Genomic DNA, 24,076 nt, shown 5'->3' on the forward strand with positions numbered 1-24,076 from the left:
ACCCGGCTTTCGTATCAGTATCAGGTGTTGACGATCTGCGCCTTCTTGCGCAGCTCATCCATATATTTCTTTTCGTTCGGGTTTTCGCCGTCCTTGGCCTTCATCAGGTCTTCGGACTTGAACACCATCTCCGCCGCATAGTCGTCGGAAACCTGACGCTGCTTGCAGATGGCCAGATATTCGACACCCTTTTCGGTCACGCGGGTGCCGGTGGTGCCGCCTTCCTTGGTTTTTTCCACCAAAGCCTTCCAGTCTTCCGGAAGTTCAGGCGCGAGAATGCGGCCAAGATCCTTGATCGCCACGTCGCGCATGGTTGCTGCGAAGGTCATGGCCTGGTCGCAGCCGGGATAACGCTTGCGCGAGGCTTCAGCCTCGGACTTGCGCTTGCCGGTAATGGAATTGCGTTTGGATTCCGGGATGACGAAAATGACCTGCTGGAGGAAATATTCCGTCGTGACCGGCTTGTCGCCGCGTTCCTTCAGGCGGGTGACGAGATCCTGGTTCGACATCTTGCCACGCGCACCGTAACGGGCGTTGACGAGGCGCGGCCAGCTCATCTGCACGGCGATGAAGGCTTTGAAATGGTCAGCGCCGACGCCCGCCTGTGCGAGCACCTTCGACAATTGATCCGGTTTCATCTTGTTGTTGCCGGCAAAACGCGCAAAAGCGGCATCGACCTCATCGGTGCTGACCGACATTTTCACACGGCCGATTTCCTCGCGTTTCAGCGCCTCATCGACCAGCTGCTCGCGCGCCTTTTCGTTTAGATTGCCGGACTGGCGCTGCAGCTTCAGGAAGGCGACGCGTTTGGCGATATCGTCATTGGTGATGGGTGTCTTGTTGACGACGATCTTGACCGTGGCGTCGGCGAAAGCCTGGCCGGTATAGGGCACGGCGGCCATGGGAACGGCAAATATCGCAAAGGCGAAAGCAGCGCCACGCAAAGCCGTCTTTCCGAAATTCATCATGTCCTTCTCCCTTTCGTCGGGCAGGGGCCTGTCTCCCTGTCCCGCCAGTCTGTTCTGCCTGACGGTGGAAATTTCGCATTCCCCGGCCTGTCAGACCTGCATTTGCGCGTCCGCGCCGCGATTTTGCCACGTATATATCATCGCGATCCGCAGGACGGCAATGTCTCGGTTTGTTGAAAGAAAACCCGATAGGGGTTTATACCCGGCCGACACTGGCGTGTTGTTGCGGCGAAACCGTGACTTTTACTGGCCGAACGGCAAAAAGGCGGGTCACGATGCTGCGTGACCCGCCTTTAAACTCAGTAATTATTCGGCTTCCAGCCGATATCCATATCGGCCCAGTCCTGGTTGGCGGAACCAATGCTGACATCACCGAGCGTGCGGAACGCCAGACGGGCGTTGATCGACCAGTCATTGGCGGCCTGCCGAGTGGAATTGATGTTGCCCTCGTTGGAATAGCTGACTGTCAAGATCGTGCATTCGTCCTGGTAGGCAATGCCGACGCGGCGCTCGGCGGCAAATTTTCCGTTCAGATCATAATTGATCGAGCCGAACAGCGACCAGTTGTCGTCCATACGCAGCATGCCGGAAGCCTGAACGATGTCGCGGTCTCCGGTATAACCGTATTTTGGCTGCGCCTTGAGTTGGGTATAGCTGACCTTGCCGGTGATGCGGCGGTCAGAATAGCTGAGGCCGGTCTCAGACCGGTTGATGTCGAAATCGTCCTTGTCGAGACGCAGGCTAGACGACAGCGAAAGGCCGATCGGCGCATCGAAGGCAGCCATGGCGACGTAATCCGACCGGTCGGACTCCAGACCTGAGTCAGCACCGACATTAGCCAGATCATAGGATGCGAAGGAGTTCTCGCCCGCCAGATGGAAAGACTGGCCGACAACGGCGCGAACGCCGTAGCCGTTGTCGAAGGTGCCGTTATAACGGAAGCCGAGATTGGCACGGGTGCCGCCTTCGATCCGGTCGAAACCGGAAAACTTGTCGCGCTCGAACAGATTGGTCGCGTCGAATACGAATGCCTGCGCATCTTCGTTGGGGAGACGGCCGGAATATTGTTCGTTCGGACGCACAAAAATCTGCGCGATCGGTTCGATCACGTGGCTGCTGTTGAGCGCCGTGAAGAGCCACGGATAACGCACTTCCAGACCGCCGGTGACCATACCGCGAAACGCCACGTCGTCATGCATCATGCCTTCGTAGGCGTAGGACGTACCGCCCGATGTAAAGCTTGAGGGCGACATGTCCGTCCACAGCGCATCGCCGCGCGCGGCCAGAATTGGCGTGATCTGCAGGCCGCTATCCATCGTGAAGGTGCGCTTCCACTCGGCCTCGGTGGAGAGACGGGTATAGTCGCCCTTGAGCCCGTTGAAACGCGAGTAGCCTCCAAGCGCGTAAGCGTCCTGTTCCAGGCGGGTGATACTGGTCAAATTAGTGGTCAGCGACAGTTCGCCGCCATAGATCGGATCCGGCACGAAATAACGATAGTCAACGACTGGATGGACGATGGCCTGCCGACGTTCCTCGGCTTCATTATTGTCCGTGTCCTGAACGTTGAAATAATAGCCGCGTGCATCGAAACTGTTCCGCGCGCTCTCACCGCTCAGGTAAATCTGATTGGTCTGAACGCTACCCTTGTAACCTGCGAGATTATAGGTGCGTGAAAAGTTATTATCGGTCTGCACCATGGCATCCCAGCCGAAGGCCCAGCGGGGATTGATTGTGAAATCACCCTTGCTGGCGATCATGCCGCGATTGTCGTTGAGCGCGTCGCTGGTTCCGGCTGTGAAAGTATCGGACTTCTGCTGGCTGATGCCGGCGATCGTCATCGTGTGCATGCCGGTTTCGAAACGCTGGCGCAGTTCAGCCTGCAGAAGCAGACCCTGCGTCGTATAATAGGTCGGCGTAACCGTCACATCCGCTGTGTCGGAGAGAACCTGGAAATAGGGTACACCGATGCCAAAACCGAGATTGTCGGTAATGCTCATCTGCGGGAACAGGAAGCCGGACTTCCGCTTCACCGTATTGTCCGGAACCGTCAGGAACGGCACATAGGCGATCGAATGGCCAAAAAGCTGCAGACGGGCTTTTTCCAGCCGGATCGTATGGGTCTTGCCGTCCTGGACGACGCGTTCCGCCTTGACCTGCCAGAGCGGCGCCTTTTCAGGCTTTGCGGCGCAGGGCAGACAGGCGGTGTAGACACCGTTGTTCAGGACCATCAGGTCGCCTTCGAGGCGTTCGGCACTTTCACCCGCGATGCGGGTATTATCAGGGGTCTCGACGCGCAGCGCGTTGACGAAGCCCTGACCGAAATCGTCGGTCACGTCCATCTCGTCGGCATAGATCTTGTTGCCGCCGGGCTCGATCAACTCGATATTGCCATGCGCGATCACACGGCCGGTCTGCTGATTATATTCCACTTGCTGGGCAACCATGCGGTAGCCCGAATATTTCATGCGAACCACGCCCTTCGCGATGACGCGCTGGGAGTCGCGATTATAGGTCAGTTCATTTGCTGTAAGCAGGAGTTTCGAATCGTCTTGGCTTGCAGACGCAAGCAACCCGCCCTGGCCGAAAGCGACCGGGCTTGATGCCAAATACGCGCACACAGCGGCACCCGTCAGAAGGGCCGTCCAAAGCCGCCTGATATTCCCGCGGTCATATACCGCCACTAGCCGTCCTCCTGATGAAGCAGAATGGTTGCCCCCAAAGCCAACGCCACGACGACTGGAACCCAGACCGCGACGGTGGGAGGGACAACACCACCACTCCCGAATGCCCTTACGAGCACGGTTACTACATAAAGCACGAAGCCGGAAACGATTCCACCCAGAATCACGGAGCGCGATTGGGCGAAGCGGCTGAACTTTAATGAAACGGTCGCGGCGATCAAGGTCATCGCAACCAGAAGCAGGGGCGTCGATAGCAGGAAATGATACTGCGTCTCAAGCGCTTTTGAAGACAGTCCAAAAGACTTTGCAACTTCGATCTTGTGAGAAAGATCAAAGAAAGCAACGGTTTCCGTCTGCGTCATACGTTCTTGCACGAATTCCCGTCTCAGATTGGTACTGATCCGCGTGCTCTCTTGCCGAACTGGCACATGTCCGGCGCGCGTTTCCGTCACCCCGTTAAGAAGCCAGTAACCATCTTCCAACTTTGCCGACTTGGCATCCTGCCGCGAGACGATGTTTCCGTCCTTGTCGAGGTGGATCAGAACCACGTCGAGCAGCATTGTTCCGTTGTCCTCGAAGCTCTTGGCGCCGATGATCGTGTCCTGGCCGCCGCTCGCCTGACGCATCCATGGAATGATCTGCTGCTGGCGGCCGCCATTGGCTTCGTTGCGCCATCCCGCTTCCATAGCCAGCGACCGGTTCTGGCCCCATGCGGCGATGGGGTTCAAAACGACGACGGACAGAATGCCGAGAAGGACGGATCCCAGGACGAAGGGAAGGATGAATTGCCAGGCTGAAACACCTGCCGCGCGCGTGACAACCAGTTCGTAACGTCGATTGAGCGAAATCAGCGTCGTCATGCCCACGAAAAGGGCGATGAAGGGAACGGTCTGCTGCAGGATCAGCGGCAGACGAAGTGCTGTCAGGCCAAGTGCGCCCGGAACCGAATAGCCCGGCACGCTGGACATGCGCCGTGCCGTCTCGCTGAAATCCGCGAGATAGATGATCGACGATACGCCGAGCACGAACCAGACGGCCGTCATCAGATATCGTTTGAGGAAATACCGGGCGAGGGTGTTGAAAATCATGCGTTGCCGCTCCCCGAATTGCGTGCCAGCCGGCTGGAGAACAGACGGCGCATCCGGCCCGCCGCATCCGCGATAATCTTCGGCATCCTCGGTTTGCGACCGGTCACCAGAATGAAGGCGGCCGCAGCGCCGCTGAGACCCGGCACGGCATAGACCAGCGGAATGAAGGCCGCGCTCTGCTTGACCTGATTGGTGACGTAAAAACCGAGCCAGCGCAGCATGAAGGCCGTCACCAGCGCGGCGACCATCGGGTGCATGCGCGCCTCGCGATGCGAACGGGCATCGGCGGCGATGACCAGCGAGATCAACGCAAAGGCAAAGGCGAACATCCAGTCCGACAGGCGCTTGTGCAGCTCGCTGCGGAAGTTTTCGGGCGACCGCTTGTAGCTCGCATTGTTTTCATCTGGCGATAGAAGGAAGCCGAGGCTGGCATCGCCCGGAGACAGCGACGGTTCCGAATCCTGCTTTTCCGACATGGTCGAAAGGTCGAAGGCATAGGACAGGAACTTGACGATCGACACCTTGCCGTCAGGCGTCTTCTGCTGCACTTCGCCGTCGCGCATGGTCAGCGACGTGCCGCTCTCGTCGATCATGCCTTCCTTGGCGTAATAGATGAGATCGAAATTCGGATCGCGCCGGTCGGCAACGAACAGGCCCTTGAGGATACGGCCTTGGCGTTGGGCGATCTGCACATAAAGACCGTCCTGAATGGTGCGGAAGGTCTTTTCTTCGATCACCGAGGACAGGAGGTCGGCATAGGCCGCAGCCACCATCTGCCGGGCGGAGTTACGCGCCGGCGGCTCGATGAAGTTGGTGATGGTGAAGGAAAGCGCGCTGAGAACAGCAGCCAGAATGAGAACCGGGCGAAACATCACCGAACGCGGCGATCCGGCCGCATCGATGATGGCAAGCTCGGAATCATTGTTCATCGCCGTGAATGTCTGGGTGATGCCGATGACGAGGGCGAAAGGCAAAACAACGGGGATCAGCGTCGGCAAGATCAGGGTCGCGAGCGCCATGAAGGAGCCCATCGACTGACCGGTGTCGGTGACGAGATTGATTCTCTGGAGAACCTGGATGGTCCAGATGATGGCGAGCACCGGCAACAGCGCGACCAGAAACATCTGCGTTGTCCGCCGCAGGATATAGTTCTCGAGAAGCTTCATACGGCCCTGTTCGACATTGTTTTCCCGTGCGATCGCCCGCCGGATTTCCGCTTATCTAATCGCATCGTTTGCAATTGGCTATTCCGGCGTGCTCACAAATATGTTTTGCACGACGTTTTTTCCATCGCCTGTGTCTTTTTGTGGAACAAGCTGTCGGTTTCATGACGTAATCGGCCCATCCGCAAAAATGTCATTCCTTTAACGAATGTGGACCTTTAAGGAATGTCTGCCTTTAAACAATGCAGGCCTTAAAAAATGTAGGGTTGCGCCGGGGGCTGAAAAGGCCATGATCGTGCGCATCATGCAATTTGACCATGAAGAGCAGGAAAACATGTCCGCCAAATTCGATATTTCTTTCGCCAATTCCGCTTCGCTTGAAAACTCTCTGGCCGTTGTGCTGCAAGCCTCCGGTGAGGCGCAGGCTGCCGCCGGTGCTTCCGAGGCCGATCCGGGTGGAGTGATCGAGAGAGCGGCGAAGATTGCGGGATTTGCTGCCAAATCCATGACGACACTCGATGTGATCGCGCCGCAGGGCTCGAGCGCCGACCGATTGCTCGTCATCGGCCTTGGCAAGCCGGCGAAACTTGTTGCGCATGACTGGCTGCGTGCCGGCGGCACTGCCGCCGCCAATTTCCGCAAGGCCGACAAGGTCGCCATCTATCTCGACGCTCCGGGTGTCGAAATCAGCGCGCAGGCCGCTGCGGATTTCGCACTGGGCCTTCTGCTGCACGCCTATAGCTTCGATGCCTACAAGACCAAGAAAAAGTCCGACGACGAAAAGACACCGAAGAAAGTCGATGTCGTCATCGTCACCGCTGCTCATCAGGAAGCGGAAAAGGCCTTTGCCGTCTCCGAAGCCGTTGCGGGCGGCGTTCTTCTGGCGCGAGACCTTGTCAACCTGCCGCCGAACGTTCTCGGCCCCGTCGAATTCGCCGAAAAGGCGGAAGAGCTGCGCAAGCTGGGTGTCGATGTCGAGATTCTCGGCGAAAAAGACTTGAAGAAACTGGGCATGAACGCGCTTCTCGGCGTGGCGCAGGGCTCGGCCCGTCCGCCCAGGCTTGCCGTCATGCAGTGGAATGGTGGTTCCAAGAAGGATGAACCCATTGCTTTCGTCGGCAAGGGCGTCGTTTTTGATACCGGCGGTATTTCGCTGAAGCCCGGCCTCAACATGGAGGACATGAAGGGCGACATGGGCGGCGCCGCAGCCGTCACCGGCCTCATGCATGTGCTTGCGGCCCGCAAGGCGAAGGCAAATGTCATCGGTGTCATCGGTCTGGTGGAAAACATGCCCGATGGCAACGCCCAGCGTCCGGGCGACATCGTCACTTCCATGTCCGGCCAGACCATCGAGATCATCAATACCGATGCCGAAGGCCGCCTGGTTCTGGCGGATGCGCTCTGGTACACCAAGGAACGTTTCAATCCGAAATTCATGATCAACCTCGCCACCCTCACGGGTGCGATAACGGTTGCCCTCGGCAATCTTCAGGCCGGCCTTTTCTGCAATGACGACGAGCTTGCAACGCGTCTTGCCCAGGCCGGTGATGTGACGGCCGAAAAACTGTGGCGCATGCCGCTCGGCAAGGACTACGACAAGATCATCGATTCCAAATTCGCCGACATGAAGAACAGCTCGGGCCGTCTGGCCGGTTCCGTCACGGCCGCACAGTTCCTGAAGCGCTTCGTGGGTGAAACGCCGTGGGCGCATCTCGATATTGCCGGCACCGCGATGGGATCGCCCATGACCGAGATCAACCAGTCCTGGGGATCGGGTTACGGCGTGCGGCTTTTGAACGAACTCGTTCGCGCCCATTACGAAGATTGATGCGAGCGGAGTTCGAAGTCTGCGGATGACTGAAATTCTGTTCTACCATCTGACGGAATCGAAGCTCGAGGATGCGTTGCCGCCTTTGCTCGAAAAATCGCTGGAACGCGGCTGGAAGGTCGCGATCCAGACGGTGGACGAGGCTCGCCGCGATTTCCTCGACACGCATCTGTGGACCTTTCGTGACGACAGTTTTCTGCCGCACGCCACCGATACGTCTTCGGCACCGCAAAGCCAGCCGATTCTCCTGACAGCCTCGGACGTCAACGACAATGGGGCAAATGTCCGCTTTCTGGTGGACGGCGCTGAACCGCCGGCGGTGGAGGCCTATGAGCGCATCGTCTTCATGTTCGACGGATACGATGCCTACCAGCTCGAAATGGCGCGAAATCACTGGAAAAGGCTGAAGACCGAAGGTCATGCGCTGACCTATTGGCAACAGTCGCCGGAGGGGCGCTGGCAGAAAAAGGCGTAGTAGCCGGCACGGCAGGCCGGCTTCTCTCCGCCTTCCGCAAACCTTTAGATGTCGATGGCCAGGAGGTCGCAGCGCGCCCCAGCATCGGTGGCGCGATTGCCCCGCAGGCGGGTGCGGATCGCGCGACGCTGTTATGCCGCGTCGATGAGGCAAGCCAAAAAATCAGGGCGCGGCCGTTTTGTCAGCCGCGCCCTCTGAGAAGTTCTGAAAACGACCATATTGTCAGTCGTAGAAGGAATCCACGAATTTGTGGCGGCCAAGCAGGAAGGCGTCGGCCACATGGGTTAGTGGCGCCAGATCCACATCGGAGCGGCCGGCCTTGATGATTTCCGCGAAACGCTCGTAAAGGGCGGGATATTCCCGCTCCGGCTCGGAGAGCTTCTCTTCGCCGTTGATGGAGAGCTTGGCGCCGCCTTCCGATAGCACCATTTGTCCGCCGGCCGTTTCGGCGACGATATCCCAGCTCTGCTTGCCGGTCTGGCGCCAGTCGAACTCGGCCCGCAAAGGCATTTTCGTCACGTCGGAAAAATGCAGGTCGGCAGCGATCGGCGCGTCGCGGTTTTCCGGGAATTCCAGCGTCGCCTTGGTCAGGAACAGCGCGCGGGGCAGGATATGGGTGATGATGGAAAGGGCGTTGATGCCGGGGTCGAAAACGCCAAGGCCACCCGCCTGCCAGATCCACGCCTGGTTCGGGTGCCAGTGGCGCACATCCTCTTTCCAGATCACATGCACGCTGTCGATTTTCGTTGAAGCCAGAAATGCCTTGGCCGCTTCCACAGCCGGCGCGTAACGCGAATGCCAGCTTGCAAACAGCGAAAGCCCCTTCGAATCCGCAAGACGCGCGAGATCCTGCACTTCAGAAAGCGTAGCGCCCGGCGGCTTTTCAAGGAAAACATGCTTGCCGGCATTCAGAGCCGCATAGGCTGCCTCGTAACGAAACTGTGGCGGCATGCACAGGGACACGGCCTCGATCTGCGGAACCGCTTCCAGCATTGCCTCGATGGTGCCATAGGAGGCGACGCCATCCACGGTGCCATGACGGCTCGCTGTGGCGATCAATTCGAAATCCGGATTGCCCGCGATGGCTGGAAGGTGCTGGTCGCGAACGATTTTGCCGACGCCGACGATGGCAAGCTTGGTGGCTGACATGGAGAGGTACCCGTGTGCGTGCTTCATGAGATAAAGTGTGACTTTACAAGTTTTTAGCAGAAACGGCCAAAGGGGCAAGGTGATCGTCCCGACCGGGAATGGCTTTTTTGATGAACAACATCACAAAATAAAATATCGAATATGCTGTTTCGGAATAAAGTAGTATTTAGGATATGAAATAATATTTTGAGTTTAAATCGTAAAATTCGTTTTTCAATATTTTTTAATGGTAATTTTGTAGTTGTTTTGCATCGATATTAGGTTGCGAATTTTATTTTTTCTTATGGGTGTTTTGAAGAGCGTTTGGATGATATTTTTACTTAAAGAGGACCGGTCTTCTGGGTTCATTCGCAAAGTCAATGAAAGCAACCATCGGTTCAATACATATGGATTAATTTTCGGAATGGTTGTCTATAATCTGTACCTGTTTGTCGATACGAACTGGGTGCCGGAGATTATCTGGCTGGATGTTGTCGTCCGGTTGTTTGTTGTCACACCGCTCCTGTTCCTTTATTTCCCGGCGCGGCATTATGCAGTGCTGGTGCGTCCGGATGCGATTGCGCATGAAGTCCTTCACGGGTTGGGATGTATGCTGGTCGTCGCATCGCTGATGTTCGTCTACGCCAATGCGCGCACCGCGTCGGCAAGCGAATATTACATGGGTGTCATCACCGTCATACTCTATATGAACACGGTGCATCGCAAGCCGCTTCCTCTCGCTGTCATGGGAACGGTCGGCTGCTTGGTCGTCTTCATCATCGGCATGCAATATGTGACGGTGACGAGCGAGGCGGCGAAGCTGCCGGCGATCCTGTGTTCGGTCGGGATCAGCGCCGTCTCGCTGTTTGCGGCCTATCGCATCGAGCAGGTGGAGCGGCGGGACTATCTGGCCTCGCTGCGCGAAAAGATGCTGCTTCAACAAATTCAAAGCGCCAATCGGGACCTGCAGCAGCTTTCCAATACCGACCAGCTGACAGGTATTTGCAACCGCCGCAGCTTTGACGAGGCGGCACGCGAGATTTCCGCCAGCAGCAAGCCTCGGGCGCTCATTCTTCTCGATGTCGACTATTTCAAGAACTACAATGATTCAGAAGGGCATGTGGCTGGCGATGACTGCCTGCGCGAGATTGCCGGCAGGCTGCGCGCCGCCCTGCGCAGGGATGATGGTGACAGGAGTTTCGTTGCGCGTTATGGCGGCGAGGAATTTGTGGTCCTGCTCGACAATTGCGTCGTATCCGCAGCCCTTGCCGTTGGTGAAAGGCTAAGATCGGCGGTGTCGGGCGAGGCGATACCTCACCCCAACCGCCCGGACGGACAGACCGTCGTCACGGTCAGCCTCGGAATAGCCGTTTCCACCGATGGCCTGGAGACAATACAGGGCATGCTGAACCGCGCGGATGAAGCACTGTACGAGGCGAAGCGCCGGGGACGCGACAGGCTGGTGCTGGCCGCCGCGCAGGCCGGGGCGATTGCCGCTCCGGAGAATTTTGCCGGGATGCGAACGGTAGCGGCGATATAGGCCGGCCGTGGCGGCGGACGACGTATTATAGTTCGTCCTTCGCAGATACGGGAATTGTGAAAGGCCAACGCCGGAATTCCGGCGGCGAAACAAATAATAACCGGGGGTTTGCAGATGATGGAATTGATCGCCGTTCAGGCAGCGGCCGCTGCCGCCGAGCTTCCATTCCTGCTGCTCCAGGCAGCTGCGGTGATCGGCATGGTATCCGTGCTGATCCTCATGCGCCGCAACATCGCCCTCGATGACCCACGTTATAAGATCTATTACGGTATCATTTTCGGCGTGGCCGGATTTCTGCTGACGCTTCTGGTTTCCGAGTTCATCAAGCTGCCTTCCAAACCTTATATCCGCTCGGATCTGCTGTTCCTTGCCGGGCTTCTGGGGTCATGGCAGGGTGGGGGAATAGCGCTGCTTCTTGTTGCTGTCGGTCGCTACGTAATCGGCGGCCCGGTGCTGTTTTTCGCCGCTTTTCAGGACATGGTCGTCATCTCGGCTTTCGGGATATTGATGTATGGCTGGATGCGCCGCCGGCGTCTGACCGAACTGGGGATGCGCGATATTTTCGCCGTTTTTGGTGTGCGGTTTGTCGCCGTGCTGTTTGCCATCTCCGTATCGTTCGGTCTGGGTCTTATCGATCAGGCGCTGTTTTTGAGCGCCGTCGGCCGCCGCACTCTGGGGGCGGTCGTTGTTGGTCTGCCGATGATCACCTGCCTGTTTCTTGTTCTGCGCAGCGAGGCGCGGGCGCGGGAAGAAGTGAGGAAGCGCGATATCGCGGCACGGACGGATTCCCTGACCGGCTTGCCCAACCGTCGCGCCCTCAAAGACCATATCGAAACGATGGCACGGCGGGAGCCGCCCGTGCCGCACGCCCTCCTTCTCATAGAAATCGTCAATATTGCCGATGTCGCCGCCTGCGAAGGCGAGGACTGGGCCGATCTTTTCTGGCCGCGACTGGCGCGGGAAGTATGTGATGGTGATAGCAGCCTGCTGTCGTACTCCAATGCGCCGCGCAGCTTCATGTTCGGTGATACGACGCTTGCGGTGGTCATCGAGGGAGTTTCGCTGGAAAAGTCGGAAAGCGCGCGACTGATGATCCATCTCCATGACGGGCTGAGCGCATTTTGCCGGTCCGCGGAGGCGGGGCCAGTGCCGCATCTGAAGATCGGCGCAGCCAATCTGGATAAGCTTTCCCGGCAGAACTTAGCGTCCTTTCTCCGGCATCTCAGCCTGGCGCTGAGGAGAAGCGAAAATCCGGTGCAGATTTTCCCCTTCTCCTTCGCCGAAAAAGCCACCCGCGACGAAGTTGTGCGGCAGATGCTGGTCCATTGGATCAAATCCGGCCGGCCGCCAATATGCTACCAGCCGAAATTTGAAATGCACAATCGCCGCATGATCGGTGCGGAGGCGCTTCTGCGGGCAACCGATGCGCGCGGGCAGGCGCTTTCGCCCTATTACGTGCTGGAGATTGCCGAGCGCCACCGGCTGCTGGTGGAATTTGAGTGGTCGACGATCGAGGCGGTCGTCTGCGACCTCAGCAATCTGCGAAGCCTTGAGCCGGATTTTCATCTGGCGGTGAATATTTCCGCCTCGTCATTTTCGACCCCGCGTTTCGGAGACCGGGTCGTGGCGTTCCTGAGTGAAATGACGGTGCCGGCGCATCGGCTGTCGATCGAGGTGACGGAGATGAGCCGTGTACCGGCCATCGACGTCGTGCAGCAGAATTTCGACAGGCTGAGTGAAGCAGGCGTGCGGCTGTCACTTGATGATTTCGGCACCGGTTATGCCGCGCTCACGCTGCTTGCGAGGTTCCCCTTCGAAGAGGTCAAGATCGACCACTGGATGACGTCCCGGCTCGATCAGTCACGCTTCAAGGACGCGATCGCACTCGCATTCGAAAGCGCCGAGCGTTACGGCGCCAAGCTGGTGACGGAAGGCATAGAAACGGAAGAGCAGAGCCGGCTTCTCATGCAGATGGGCATCCGTTTCGGTCAGGGTTATCTCTATTCGCCCGCTGTACCGCTCGATCGTTTGCAACCCCGCAGGGAATGCGCCTAGAGGGTTTCCGACAGGGCTACAACGCAGCACTATGTGATCCTATTCCAGCGCGAGCGGCAGGCGAGCCTGTTTCAGCCGGATTGAATGTTTGGCCAGTCTGTGCTGAGAGGTTCTATGACGAACCAATGTTCCGGCCGCGTTTTCCGGTCGAGCGAGCGAAGAGATGCTTGAAAACAACGACGCATGGAACAGGCGATCCGGGCATTCCGGCCAATCTACGCCGGAGGCAATGAGAGCAGGCGCGGGCAGCGTCACGCAGTCGCTCCGCACGATCGCCGATGCCATATCCGGCCGCCGACCAGCGTCAGGTGATCCGCGCTCTCCGGCCGCCTGGCCGTTTTTCCGGGTGCTCGCGGTCTGGGCATTGTTGATGGCGGCGGTCATCTCCGCTCTGGCGGCTTACCAATATGTCAGCCTGCTTGGCGAACTGGAGCGGCAGAGCGACGCCTTGCAGGCTGAGGCTACGCGCCGGGCGGATCAGCACGATGCCCATGTGACGGCGCTGTCGGCGGTGGCGCAGGCCGAGCAGGGGCCGGACGACGGCCTGCTGCTTGCGATTGCTGCGCCGATCCTGCAATTTTACCCGCGCATCGATGAGGTCCAGCTGGTTTCCCTCAATGAGGGAGATCCCGCCATCGGCACCCGGCCGTTGGAAAATGAACTGGCTACGGATATTCGCAAGGCGGCATCGGCTTTCACGGGCAAGCCGGCATTGCTGGCAAGTGCGCTGAGGCCTGGCCATTACCTCATCGTCAAGCGCAGTCCCAATAGCGAGACGGCACGACAGGCGCTGGTGCTGGCCGTCGATGCGGCACGGCTGCTGGCATCCGATGCCCCCTTCTGGTCGGCGCAACGGGCAGTGACCCGCCTGAAAATGCCGGATGGCACCCTGTTATACGGCCCGCCGCAACTGCCTGTAGAACCGCAATATGCCCGGCAGCTGAGCAGTGCCACCCAGCCGCTGCTTCTGGAGGTGGCGCTTCCCATCACCTGGCGGGAACTTTTGCCGGGCCGCGCCCTGCTGGCGGCGCTGGCCGGTGCCAGCATCATTTTTGTGTTCGGCATCGTAATGGCAAGGCAGAGAACACGTATACGCGCCGCCGAAAGGCGGGCAGAGCTGAGCGGCATGGAGGCGAGGCTGACCCATGCCTCACGGGTCAATGCGCTTGGAGAGATGGCGAGCGGCCTTGCCCATGAACTGACCCAGCCCCTGACGGCAATCCTGGCGCAGGCGCAGGCCGGGCGACGGCTTCTTGCTCGTCAGGATGTCGCAACGCTTTCCGGTGCGCTCGACGATATGATCGAGCAGGCGCGATGCGCCGCCAACATGCTCGACCGTTTCCGCAACTGGTCGCTGCCGCACCGCCATCCGGCCACGGCGCATGACCTGCGCGTCGCGCTGCGTAATGTCGATGCGCTTTTGACCGGTGAGGCGGCGCGCCAGCAGGTCGTCATCGATATCCGGCAGCCAGAGGTGCCGCTTCTGGTTCGGGTTGATCCGGTGGAAATGGAGCAGGTGATGTTCAATCTGCTGCGTAATGCCCTTGATGCGCTGGCCGGTGCCGACGAGGGCAAGGGCGTAATCACAGCAACGCTCACCTGCAAGGGCGATCTTGCCCTGTTCGAAGTCGCCGATAACGGTCCCGGCGTGGAGCCGCAATTGCGCGACCGGCTCTTTACCCCCTTTGCAACCACAAAAAACAACGGCATGGGACTTGGTCTCGCGCTCAGTCAGCGGCTGGTGGAGCGCGCCGGCGGCGAAATCCTCTTCATCGAGCAGGAAAACGGCGCCTTGTTCCGTGTTGTCCTGCCTGTCACCACGGAGGCGATGAAACCGTGACGCTGCCCGTCTATCTCGTTGACGACGACGACGCCGTGCGCAAGGCGCTGATATTGCTTTTGTCCACGGTCGGCATCAAGGCGAAGGGATTTGCCGACCCAACGGTTTTTCTTGGCCAATTACCGGGGCTTGAGCCGGGCTGCCTGATCTTCGACATTCGTATGCCCGCCATTACCGGCCTCAAGCTTCAGGAAAAGCTGGTGGAGCAAGGCGTCGACTGGCCGGTCATCATCATTTCCGGCCACGGAAATATCGAGGCCTGCCGCCGGGCCTTCCGCAATGGTGCCGTGGATTTCCTGTCGAAGCCCGTGGATGAACAGGATCTTATCGACGCGATCCAGAAGGCGCACCAGACGCTGGCCCGCACACTGGATGCACGGGCGTTGCAGGCGGAAACGGTGGCGCTTCTGTCGCTTCTGACCGCGCGTGAGCGAGAGATACTCGAACGCATCGCTCTCGGTTTCACCACCCGCCAGATCGCTGACGGGCTTGGCCTGTCACCGCGCACGGTTGACAGCCACCGCGCCGCCATTGGCCTCAAGCTCGGCACGACCTCACAGGCGGAAATGACAAGGCTCTGGCTGGAAGCCGGCGAAGATCGGTAGAACTACCGACCGCCCGGCAAGGCTTACGGATTCGCAGCCTTGCTTCATTTTCCTAGATTGCAGTCCTCATCAGCCAAGAGGACCTTTTCATGATCCGCAATCTTCTCATCGCATCCGTTCTGCTCGCTCCTGCCGCCGCATTGGCCCAGACACTACCGACCGCTCCTTACCTGCCGCTCGAAATGGCTGAAAAGGCGGCCAAAGCAGCGCTTCAGGCTTGTGTCGCAAAAGGGAGCGCCGTCACCGTTGCCATCGTCACCCGCGACGGCGCCACCAAGACGGTACTGAAGGCGGATAATTCCGGCCCGCATACGGTCTCCAGCGCGACCGGCAAGGCTTTCGCCGCGGCATCGCTCGGTCGTGATATTGGCGAGATCGCGGATTTCATCGCCTCCAAGCCTGCCAATGATGGTCTGCGCAATATGGACGAGCGCATGGTCATCCAGGCTGGCGGTCTGCCGATCAAGATCGGTGATACCCTGGTTGGCGGAATTGGTGTCGGCGGCGCGCCGTCGGGCGCCATCGATGCCGAATGTGCCCGTGAAGGCCTCAACGCCATCGGCGCCAAGTAAGCAGCGTCAGATAAATCCGACGGCTTCTGAAAAAGCCGTCGGAATTCGGCCCGCGCTGACGCGCATCACCCCGCCATTGCTTCCTCATATTCGCCGGAAAGCATCAGCCATTGCTCTTCGGCGTCGGAGAGTTTGGCAGCGGCCTCACCACGTTCCTTGACCTTCTGTGCAGCCTTGGCGGGCGCTTTTTCGTAAAGCGCGGGGTCCGCCAGCTCGTTGTCGAGCGCCTGAATCACTTTCTCAAGCTTCGCCGTCAGGGATTCGATTTCATTGATCTTTTTCTTCAGCGGCGCAAGCTGGGCGCGCTTTTCCGCATTCGCCTTGCGTTGATCTGCCTTCGACGCCTGATCGGTCGTGGCCTCGGTCTTGTCTTCCTTTTTCTTGCCGGAGGAAACGACGATGTCGCGATATTCCTCCATGTCGCCTTCAAAGGTTTTGACGGTGCCGTCGGCGACCAGCCACAGCCGGTCCACTGTCGCTTCGATGAGATGCCGGTCGTGCGAGATGAGGATGACCGCGCCGTTATAATCGTTCAGCGCCTCGATCAATGCCCGGCGGCTGTCGATGTCGAGATGGTTCGTTGGTTCGTCGAGGATCAACAGGTTCGGCGCGTGGAATGCGGCAAGCCCCATCAGCAGACGGGCCTTTTCACCACCGGACAGATCCTTTGCTGCCGTCGCCATCTTTTCCGTTGCAAGGCCCATCTGCGCCACGCGTGAGCGCACCTGCGCTTCAGGCGCCAGCGGCATCAGCTTGCGCACATGTTCCACCGGCGTTTCGTCCGGCACCAGATCATCCAGCTGGTGCTGCGCGAAGAAACCGATCTTCAGGCCGGAGGCGATACGAAGATCGCCCGCCTGCGGCGCAAGCCGCCCGGAAATGAATTTCGCGAAGGTCGATTTGCCGTTGCCGTTGGAGCCGAGCAGCGCGATGCGGTCGTCATTGTCGATCCGCAGATTGAGCTGTTTCAGGATGGGTTTGCCCGGTTCGTAACCTACAGCACCGCCATTGATGGCAACGATGGGCGAGGCGGGCTGCTTTTCCGGCTCGGGAAATATGATTGGCTGGACGTGGTCCTCGATCACGGCGGCGACGGTGCCCATGCGCTCCAGCGCCTTGATGCGGCTCTGCGCCTGCCGCGCTTTGGTGGCCTTGGCGCGAAAACGGTCGATGAAGCTCTGCAGATGTTTGCGCGCCGCGTCGCTTTTGACCTTGGCCTTCATCTGCAATTCGTCGTTCTCGGCCTTCTGGCGCTCGAACTGGTCGTAACCGCCGCGATAGAAGGTCAACTTCTTCTGGTCCAGATGCACGATGGAATTGACGGCATTGTTCAGAAGATCGCGATCATGGCTGATGATGATGACGGTATGCGGATAGCGGCGAATATATTCCTCCAGCCACAACGTGCCTTCGAGGTCGAGATAGTTGGTCGGCTCGTCGAGCAGCAAAAGGTCCGGCTCGGCAAACAGCACGGAGGCAAGCGCCACGCGCATGCGCCAGCCGCCGGAGAAGGAGGAGGCGGGGCGAAGCTGCGCCTCGTGGTTAAAGCCCAGACCGGCAAGAATGCTGGACGCGCGTGCTTCCGCCGAATGCGCGTCGATATCGACGAGCCGCATCTGGATTTCGGCGATCCGGTGCGGATCGGTCGCGGTTTCCGCTTCGGCCACAAGGGCGCTGCGTTCCTTGTCGGCGGAAAGCACGATTGATATCAGCGATTCTTCCGTTCCCGGCGCTTCCTGCGCCACCTGGCCGATGCGCGCCTGTTTGGGAATGCTGACCGAACCGCTTTCGGCCGAAAAATCACCGGTAATCACCTTGAACAGGGTGGATTTGCCGGCACCGTTGCGGCCAACGAGACCCACCTTCACGCCGGCGGGCAGCGCCACGCTGGCATGGTCGAGAAGCAGGCGCCCGGCGATGCGGGCGGAAAGATCGGTAATCGTAATCATGGCGCCGTTTTGGCCGAACTGCGTGTCCAAGGCAAGAGCGCGCGCGCCACATCGGATCAGATATGGCGTTTGAAGCGTGTTGGTTTAAACGGAATTGTTGGACGTGCACGCAATCTTTGGTTTTGCGCGTTTTCCGGGCGCAAAACCGCGGCACATTTTTACTGGAAATGCTCTAACAGCCGAGCTGCGCCAGGTAGCTGCCGCGGCTGTGCTGGGCCAGCTCCCGCGAATAACCGACAACGCAGTTGCGCGTGCCGCAGCGTGCGGAAAGCAGGGCAAGTTCGGCATGGCTGAAAAATTCCGCGGGCGTGGCGGTGCCATCCACCGCCGCAACGCCGATCGAAACCGTCAGATGTTCACCTTCGCCTTCGCTGGTCACGAAGCGCAGCGCCTCCACACTTTGCCGCAGCCTTTCGGCAATCGCTTCTGCGGTATTTTGCGAGACGTTGGCAAACAGAAAGGCAAATTCATTGCCGCCGATGCGGGCAACGAAATCGTCCTTCTTGATCGTCTTACGGAAGAGCGCCGCAAATCGCCGGAGCGCCTTGTTGCCGGCGCTCGCGCCGTATTTGCCGTTGATTTCGCGGAAGCGGTCAATGTTGAGCAGCATCAGCGAGGTGGCGGACGCCGCCTGATCGCCGGCGAAAAGGTCTCCGAGTTTTTCGAGGAAAGCCGCGCGGTTGGGAAGCGCCGTCAATGCGTCCCGCAGGGAACTCGCCTGCAGTTCGGCCCGGCGTTTTTCAACCTCGCGGATCTTCATCAGCCCCATGGCGATGAAGTGTCGCAGGCTCGTCTGTTCCTCGTGAATGTCGCCCATCAAGCGGGCGAGCCGCTCGGTTGCCGGCCGCTCCTGGTGATCTTCCTCAGCAATGCTGGCGATAAATGTTTCGGCGCGCTGCACGCCGGCTTCCAGCCGCGCTGAGATCTGCTTCAGCGTTTCGAAGGCCTCGTTGGCCATCTCCTCGGCTTCGATCTTCGAAAACCCCGGCAGATTGTGTCTATGGCCGATAATATCGATTTCATGCTGCTGTGGCGCGTTGCCAAGGGCCAATATATCGCGCCCCATAGCCGGATTGTGCCCCGACAATATTTCATAGATCAATTCATAATTGCGAGGCAGCGGCGCAATATTCATCTTGGCGATAAATTGCGTGATCTTGGTAACGACAAGACCGTTTTTTGATTGTTCGCGTTTTTTATCGCCAGCAGATGTCGTCACCGTCAGCCCCAAAAAGATAGTATTTATGAATTCAGCGAAATATTCAGTTTCCGAATGCGGCTATTCCTACACGCCACGGTTTAAAATAGACTAAACTCTTGGGATGTTTTCGTTGCCTTGATGCTGAAATTCACGTTTGACGGGGCGGCGGACGGCTTTTGATCGATAATATGACTAATGCTGATTTGATTTCAGGCCACTGCCGTTCTTATATCGCTGCATCGATATAGCCAAAGAGGGTGTTGCCCATGACGAACTCCAGAACCTTGTACTCGCTGTGCGGAAGCGACATTTCCCGGCCGTTTTCTCCCCATTGCTGGAAAACCGTGCTTTCGCTGGCGCATAAGGGGCTGGATTTTGAGGAGCGCCCCTTGCCCTTCACGGTCATACCGACGGTTGAGGACGGTTTTTCGAGGACTGTACCGATACTGCGCGACGGCGAGCAGCTGGTGAGCGACAGTTTCGAAATCGCGCTTTATCTGGATGACGCCTATCCGGAGCGGCCGTCGCTGTTTGACGGTGAGGGCGGCAAGGCAATGGCCCGCTTCGTTGAAAGCTGGTCGCAGACGGTGCTTCACCCCGCTATTACCCGTATCGCGCTGCTGGATATCCACAATATGCTGGATGAGCCGGATCGCCGTTATTTCCGCGACAGCAGGACGAAAGCGCTCGGCCGCCCGCTTGAGGATGTCGCAGCGAACCGCGAAGCGGAAATCGCTGGCTTTCCGGCATTGCTGGCGCCGATCCGCCGCATGTTGGGCTTCCAGCCCTTTATCGGCGGCACGTCGCCGCTTTTTGCCGATTACATCGTGTTCGGCGCGCTGCAATGGGCAAGGATCACCACCGGCGCCGATCTGTTTTCCGATAATGACCCGGTGCGGGACTGGTTCGAAGGCTGCCTTGATCTCTACGACGCAAGAGGCCGCAGTGTGACAGCGGCGTGAAATGTCTCACGCCGTCATCGCAATATGGTCGATCCCCCTTGTTTTCGGGCCTTTGGGCGGGTAAAGACCGCCCACTTTCTATATAGGAAAAGGAAACGGACACATGGCGATTGAACGCACATTTTCGATGATCAAGCCGGACGCAACCAAGCGTAACCTGACGGGCGCGATCACCAAGGTATTTGAAGATAACGGCCTGCGCATCGTCGCCTCCAAGCGCGTCTGGATGAGCAAGCGCGAAGCCGAAGGCTTCTACGCCGTTCACAAAGAGCGTCCTTTCTTCGGCGAACTCGTTGAAGGCATGATCTCCGGCCCGACCATCGTTCAGGTTCTGGAAGGCGAAAACGCCATCCTCAAGAACCGCGAAATCATGGGCGCCACCAACCCGGCCCAGGCCGCTGAAGGCACCATCCGCAAGTCCTTCGCGCTTTCCATCGGCGAAAACTCCGTTCACGGTTCCGACGCTCCGGAAACCGCCGCACAGGAAATCGCCTACTGGTTCGCCGAAACCGAAATCGTCGGCTGATTCAAAATATCAACGTCTTGAATCGCCCTCTCAGGCGATTGCGCGAAGCCGCTGAAAAGACTCAAGGAAACGGAGCCGAAAGGCTCCGTTTTTTTTTGTTCAGGATGCCGGGCACCCCTGGACCGGCCGCATATCCGTCGTGCCGTCAGGTTTAAACACCTCCGGATTGGGCGTGTAGAGCGGCCCGACCACCAGCGGTTTGGCGGGAAGAAGCGACTGGTCCGTGTCGGAGTGGATCGTGGTCTCTATCGTCTGCAGAATATCGCCCTCCGGTCCCTTGATGCGAATGGTGACTTTGTAAGGCCGATCCTGCTTGACGCACTCGACCGGCGGGCTTTGAACGGCGATCTTTTCGTCCGCTGGAAAAATCCTGTCGCTCGTCGTCAGGTCAGGACCACCACGGGGGTTTTCGAATGAGGCCTCCACCGTGCTGCCATCGGCGATGGGCGCGACCCGTTGCAGGGTCACCAGATAGGTGGCAATCGCTACGCGGTAATTGAAAACGAACATCCGGCCCGAAATCTTGGCGACCTCACGCGGTTCGTCGCGCTGGCAGCCGGAAAGACCGAGCGCGGCCACAACCGCCAGCAATGGAAGGGCAATCCTGTTCATTTCTGCGCCTCCTTCGTCCGATGGTAGTGCCGGCTGGCTTTTTGCCGGTTGCCGCACACCGCCATGTCGCACCAGATCCGGCTTTTGTTCTTGCTGCGATCGATGAACAGCCAGCCGCAATTGCCGCAGATCCGCAGCCGTTCCCGTGTCTCCACCGCAAGCAGCGACAGCGCGGAGTGGGCAGTGGCGTTGCCGAGACTTTCGGCCGCGGGAAAGGCGCGCAACGCCGTGCCGCAGGCGAAAAGAAGTTCCGCCAGCCTGGCGTCATCATCACCTGTACCCAAGATCGACGCGCGAAAACAATCGTCGATCGCCTCTCTTAGCCTGAGAAGGACTGGCCGTTGCTCCGCTTCGGGTGCGTTGAGTGCGGGAAACCTGTCACGCTCCGCGCCAAGCTGTGTCGATGCCTCGGCAAAAGTGGCGATCTGTTCGGGCGCCGCAAAACGGTCAACCGATTTTGCGGCGTCTGAGCGCAGGATCACACTATTGGCGACATCAAGCGCCAATGCGCCGCCTGCGAAACGGTGAGCTGTCCAGCGAAAGGTCATGTCACATATTATAACTGTCAAAACGTATTTTAACAGTTATAATAATGGTGGGAGGACGCGCATGGCTTATTTCCTGCAACAATTGCTGAATGCCGTGCCGGTCGCAGCCCTCTATGCGGTTCTGGCCTTTGGTTATGCCATCGCCTTCTCGGTCACCAAACGTGCTGATGTCACCTATGGTGCCATATTTGCCTTCGCCGGTCAGACCTGCCTGTTATTTGCCGATTTCGGCTGGAACCGCCTGTGGCTGGTCCTGCCGGCAACGCTTGCGCTTGGGGCAGGGGCGGGCGTTTTCGGCGGTTTGTGGGCAGCCGGTATCGTCGGCAGGGCGGTGATGCGACCGCTGGCGAAAGCCTCTCCCAATGCGGTGACGGTCGCCTCCATCGGCGTGCTGATTGCGCTGACCGAAAGTGCAAGGCTCGCCGCCGGCACAAGGCAATTATGGCTGCCGCCGCTTCTGTCGCAACCGGTGCGCTTTTGGAGCGATGGCGGTTTTGCCGTGACCCTGACGCCGATGCAGATGCTGAACACCGCGGCCTTTGGACTGCTCATCCTCGCAGGGTCTGTCTATCTCGGCCGTTCCGCTTTCGGCAGACAATGGAAGGCCGTATCGGATGATCCGCTTGCGGCATCGTTCTGCGGTGTCAATGCGGGCAGAGTGTTCCTGCTATCCTACTGCGCGGCGGGACTTGTCGCCGCCATTGCCGGGGTACTGGCCACGTTTTATTACGGCACCATGGATTTTGGTGCCGGTCTGGTCTTCGGCCTCAAGGTCGTGCTGATTTCGGCGGCGGGCGGTTATGCCAGCCCACTTATCTGTGGTTTAGGGGCTGCTGCCGTGGGATTTGCGGAAACCCTGTGGGCCGGTTATGGCCCGGTCGTCTGGCGCGATGCGGCGGTTCTGGCGCTTCTGGTCGGCTGGCTGATTGTCATGCGCAGCAGGGTTGAAGCACCTTGAAGCATTTTCAGAAAAAGTGTGTCCCGCCTTTATGTCCGGCAGTGCGAGAAAAGACGACGCATTAGCGCCACTTGTCCTTCGCCGCATCGTCGGTCGTCTTGGCTGATACCCAGTCTCGCGCCGCTCCATCCTTGCCATGTTCCTTCTTCCAGAACGGGGCGGAGGTCTTCAAATAATCCATCACGAAATTTGCGCCGTCGAAGGCCGCCTGCCGGTGGCTGGAAGCAGCGATGACGAGAACGATATTCTCGCCGGCGGCAATCTTGCCATGGCGGTGGATGGCGGTGAGGCCGAGAAGGCCGAAGCGTTCGACGGCGAGTTCGGCGATGCGGGTGATTTCCGCTTCCGCCATGCCGGGATAATGTTCAAGCTCCAGCGCTGCCAGCGTGCCGCCATCGTCGCGGCAAAGACCGGTGAAAGCCACCACCGCACCGATGCTTTTGTCACCTTGCGTCAGCCGGCGGCTTTCCTCAGCGGCGTCAAAATCTTCACGCTGCACACGGATCGTCGGCTGCACAGCTGGCTGCATCGGCTCATCCCCCGGTCATCGGCGGAAAGAGACCGATCTCGCGCGCGCCGACGATGCTCTCGTCATGCTCGACATGTTCCTGATTGACGGCAACGCGGATCACGTCAGGAAATTCGAAGGCCGCTTCGTAATTTTCGCCACGGGTTGCGAGCCAGGCGATCAGTTCGCTGGCCGTGGTGACGGAGGAGGGGATGTCCAGCTCCTCCTCATCGATGCCGATCTTCTCACGCACCCAGGCGAAATAAACGATCCGCGTCATCAGTCTTCGTCCACGATGTGCTTGAGACCAGCCTTGAAGTAGTCATAACCGGTATACATGGTCAGTGCAGCCGCAAGCCAGAGAAGCGTAATGCCCATCTCGGTCGTATAGGGCAGAACCTTGTCGCCCGCCGGACCTGCCAGCAGAAAGGCAATGGCGACCATCTGGATCGTCGTTTTCCACTTGGCGATGCGCGTCACGGGAACGCTCACCTTCAGCGCCGCCAGATATTCGCGCAGGCCGGAGACCAGAATTTCACGGCAGAGGATGGTGATGGCGGCCCAGAGCGACCAGCCGGCAATGGTGCCGTCCGCAGCCATCAGAAGCAGGACGGAGGCGACCAGCAGCTTGTCGGCGATCGGGTCCAGCATCCGGCCGATATTGGATGTCTGGTTCCAGATGCGGGCCAGGTAACCATCGAGAAAATCGGTGAGCGAGGCGATGATGAACAGCCACAGCGCCGTCCAGCGCGCGAAATCCGAGCTTTCCAGCTTGCCCTCGATGAAGAAGCACAGAACGATGACGGGAACCGCCAGAATGCGGGCATAGGTGAGGAGGTTGGGAATGTTGTATGCGCGCGAAGCCATGG

22 protein-coding genes and 1 pseudogene are annotated in these 24,076 nt (G+C 58.9%); 11 read left to right on the forward strand and 12 right to left on the reverse strand.

The window, feature by feature from the left end; translation table 11 throughout:
* Nucleotides 1–20: 20 nt before the first annotated feature.
* The 4 genes from JZX89_RS00900 to lptF all read right to left on the reverse strand — a co-directional run bounded on the left by JZX89_RS00900 (nt 21) and on the right by lptF (nt 5,903).
* Nucleotides 21–968: a SurA N-terminal domain-containing protein gene (locus tag JZX89_RS00900; protein ID WP_149897936.1), complete on the reverse strand. Its 948-nt coding sequence runs from the start codon at nt 966–968 to the stop codon at nt 21–23.
* Nucleotides 969–1,267: 299 nt separating this feature from the next.
* Nucleotides 1,268–3,649: an LPS-assembly protein LptD gene (locus JZX89_RS00905; protein ID WP_207132822.1), complete on the reverse strand. Its 2,382-nt coding sequence runs from the start codon at nt 3,647–3,649 to the stop codon at nt 1,268–1,270.
* Nucleotides 3,649–4,737 carry an LPS export ABC transporter permease LptG gene (gene lptG, locus JZX89_RS00910; RefSeq protein ID WP_046798818.1) on the reverse strand — a complete coding sequence of 363 codons (1,089 nt, stop codon included), beginning with the start codon at nt 4,735–4,737 and terminating at the stop codon, nt 3,649–3,651. The genes JZX89_RS00905 and lptG overlap by 1 nt, the downstream gene beginning before the upstream one ends.
* Nucleotides 4,734–5,903, reverse strand: a complete 1,170-nt coding sequence (gene lptF, locus JZX89_RS00915; RefSeq protein ID WP_207132823.1) for an LPS export ABC transporter permease LptF — start codon at nt 5,901–5,903, stop codon at nt 4,734–4,736. The genes lptG and lptF overlap by 4 nt, the downstream gene beginning before the upstream one ends.
* A gap of 331 nt (nt 5,904–6,234) precedes the next feature.
* Between lptF and JZX89_RS00920 the strand changes: the two genes are divergently transcribed.
* The 3 genes and pseudogenes from JZX89_RS00920 to JZX89_RS28465 all read left to right on the forward strand — a co-directional run.
* Nucleotides 6,235–7,728 carry a leucyl aminopeptidase gene (locus JZX89_RS00920; RefSeq protein ID WP_207133077.1) on the forward strand — a complete coding sequence of 498 codons (1,494 nt, stop codon included), beginning with the start codon at nt 6,235–6,237 and terminating at the stop codon, nt 7,726–7,728.
* 25 nt (nt 7,729–7,753) lie between these two features.
* Nucleotides 7,754–8,203 (forward strand): DNA polymerase III subunit chi, encoded by a 450-nt coding sequence (locus tag JZX89_RS00925; protein ID WP_149897932.1) that lies wholly within the window; start codon nt 7,754–7,756, stop codon nt 8,201–8,203.
* Nucleotides 8,200–8,401: pseudogene (locus JZX89_RS28465) on the forward strand (GGDEF domain-containing protein); the annotation flags it as partial. The gene JZX89_RS00925 and the pseudogene JZX89_RS28465, both read left to right, overlap by 4 nt.
* 24 nt (nt 8,402–8,425) lie before the next feature.
* Here JZX89_RS28465 and JZX89_RS00930 read toward each other — a convergent pair.
* Entirely contained in the window at nt 8,426–9,352 is a 927-nt protein-coding gene (locus JZX89_RS00930) for a Gfo/Idh/MocA family protein (RefSeq protein ID WP_207132824.1), read from the reverse strand.
* A 403-nt stretch (nt 9,353–9,755) separates the two neighbouring features.
* Here JZX89_RS00930 and JZX89_RS00935 point away from each other — a divergent pair, with 403 nt between their 5' ends.
* The 5 genes from JZX89_RS00935 to JZX89_RS00955 all read left to right on the forward strand — a co-directional run bounded on the left by JZX89_RS00935 (nt 9,756) and on the right by JZX89_RS00955 (nt 15,943).
* On the forward strand, nt 9,756–10,871 hold the full coding sequence (locus JZX89_RS00935) for a GGDEF domain-containing protein (protein ID WP_246746641.1): 1,116 nt from the start codon (nt 9,756–9,758) through the stop codon (nt 10,869–10,871).
* 114 nt (nt 10,872–10,985) lie between these two features.
* On the forward strand, nt 10,986–12,926 hold the full coding sequence (locus JZX89_RS00940) for an EAL domain-containing protein (protein WP_207132826.1): 1,941 nt from the start codon (nt 10,986–10,988) through the stop codon (nt 12,924–12,926).
* A gap of 163 nt (nt 12,927–13,089) precedes the next feature.
* The gene (locus JZX89_RS00945; RefSeq protein WP_207132827.1) at nt 13,090–14,766 is read left to right on the forward strand and encodes a sensor histidine kinase; all 1,677 of its coding nucleotides are present in this window, start codon (nt 13,090–13,092) and stop codon (nt 14,764–14,766) included.
* Nucleotides 14,763–15,371 carry a response regulator transcription factor gene (locus tag JZX89_RS00950; protein WP_207132828.1) on the forward strand — a complete coding sequence of 203 codons (609 nt, stop codon included), beginning with the start codon at nt 14,763–14,765 and terminating at the stop codon, nt 15,369–15,371. Before JZX89_RS00945 ends, JZX89_RS00950 begins: the two co-directional genes overlap by 4 nt.
* Nucleotides 15,372–15,460: 89 nt before the next feature.
* Entirely contained in the window at nt 15,461–15,943 is a 483-nt protein-coding gene (locus JZX89_RS00955; protein ID WP_207132829.1) for a GlcG/HbpS family heme-binding protein, read from the forward strand.
* A gap of 65 nt (nt 15,944–16,008) precedes the next feature.
* Here JZX89_RS00955 and JZX89_RS00960 read toward each other — a convergent pair whose 3' ends face one another.
* Nucleotides 16,009–17,892: an ABC-F family ATP-binding cassette domain-containing protein gene (locus JZX89_RS00960; RefSeq protein ID WP_149897925.1), complete on the reverse strand. Its 1,884-nt coding sequence runs from the start codon at nt 17,890–17,892 to the stop codon at nt 16,009–16,011.
* Between the two features lie 172 nt (nt 17,893–18,064).
* Nucleotides 18,065–19,111 carry a GGDEF domain-containing protein gene (locus JZX89_RS00965; protein ID WP_207132830.1) on the reverse strand — a complete coding sequence of 349 codons (1,047 nt, stop codon included), beginning with the start codon at nt 19,109–19,111 and terminating at the stop codon, nt 18,065–18,067.
* A 248-nt stretch (nt 19,112–19,359) separates the two neighbouring features.
* Here JZX89_RS00965 and JZX89_RS00970 point away from each other — a divergent pair, with 248 nt between their 5' ends.
* Nucleotides 19,360–20,055, forward strand: coding sequence for a glutathione S-transferase family protein (locus JZX89_RS00970; protein ID WP_207132831.1), 696 nt, complete (start codon nt 19,360–19,362; stop codon nt 20,053–20,055).
* 103 nt (nt 20,056–20,158) lie between these two features.
* Nucleotides 20,159–20,581, forward strand: a complete 423-nt coding sequence (gene ndk, locus JZX89_RS00975; RefSeq protein ID WP_149897923.1) for a nucleoside-diphosphate kinase — start codon at nt 20,159–20,161, stop codon at nt 20,579–20,581.
* A 99-nt stretch (nt 20,582–20,680) separates the two neighbouring features.
* On the opposite strand, the gene JZX89_RS00980 is transcribed toward ndk, so the two are convergent.
* Together JZX89_RS00980 and JZX89_RS00985 are read right to left on the reverse strand one after the other, a co-directional pair.
* On the reverse strand, nt 20,681–21,193 hold the full coding sequence (locus JZX89_RS00980) for a hypothetical protein (RefSeq protein WP_149897922.1): 513 nt from the start codon (nt 21,191–21,193) through the stop codon (nt 20,681–20,683).
* Nucleotides 21,190–21,741, reverse strand: coding sequence for a CGNR zinc finger domain-containing protein (locus JZX89_RS00985; RefSeq protein WP_207132832.1), 552 nt, complete (start codon nt 21,739–21,741; stop codon nt 21,190–21,192). Before JZX89_RS00985 ends, JZX89_RS00980 begins: the two co-directional genes overlap by 4 nt.
* A gap of 61 nt (nt 21,742–21,802) precedes the next feature.
* Between JZX89_RS00985 and JZX89_RS00990 the strand changes: the two genes are divergently transcribed.
* On the forward strand, nt 21,803–22,699 hold the full coding sequence (locus JZX89_RS00990) for a branched-chain amino acid ABC transporter permease (RefSeq protein WP_207132833.1): 897 nt from the start codon (nt 21,803–21,805) through the stop codon (nt 22,697–22,699).
* Between the two features lie 61 nt (nt 22,700–22,760).
* Here JZX89_RS00990 and JZX89_RS00995 read toward each other — a convergent pair whose 3' ends face one another.
* From JZX89_RS00995 to pgsA, 3 genes are read right to left on the reverse strand one after another with little or no spacing between them, the layout of a single operon-like run.
* The gene (locus JZX89_RS00995; protein WP_207133078.1) at nt 22,761–23,216 is read right to left on the reverse strand and encodes a molybdenum cofactor biosynthesis protein MoaE; all 456 of its coding nucleotides are present in this window, start codon (nt 23,214–23,216) and stop codon (nt 22,761–22,763) included.
* 16 nt (nt 23,217–23,232) lie between these two features.
* On the reverse strand, nt 23,233–23,487 hold the full coding sequence (gene moaD, locus JZX89_RS01000) for a molybdopterin converting factor subunit 1 (RefSeq protein ID WP_207132834.1): 255 nt from the start codon (nt 23,485–23,487) through the stop codon (nt 23,233–23,235).
* A complete protein-coding gene (pgsA, locus tag JZX89_RS01005) occupies nt 23,487–24,074 on the reverse strand; it encodes a CDP-diacylglycerol--glycerol-3-phosphate 3-phosphatidyltransferase (RefSeq protein ID WP_149897917.1) in 588 nt (195 codons plus the stop codon). The genes moaD and pgsA overlap by 1 nt, the downstream gene beginning before the upstream one ends.
* Nucleotides 24,075–24,076: the final 2 nt, after the last annotated feature.

This window comes from Agrobacterium burrii (genome assembly GCF_017313405.1).
In the GTDB taxonomy this organism is placed as follows: Bacteria; Pseudomonadota; Alphaproteobacteria; order Rhizobiales; family Rhizobiaceae; genus Agrobacterium; species Agrobacterium burrii.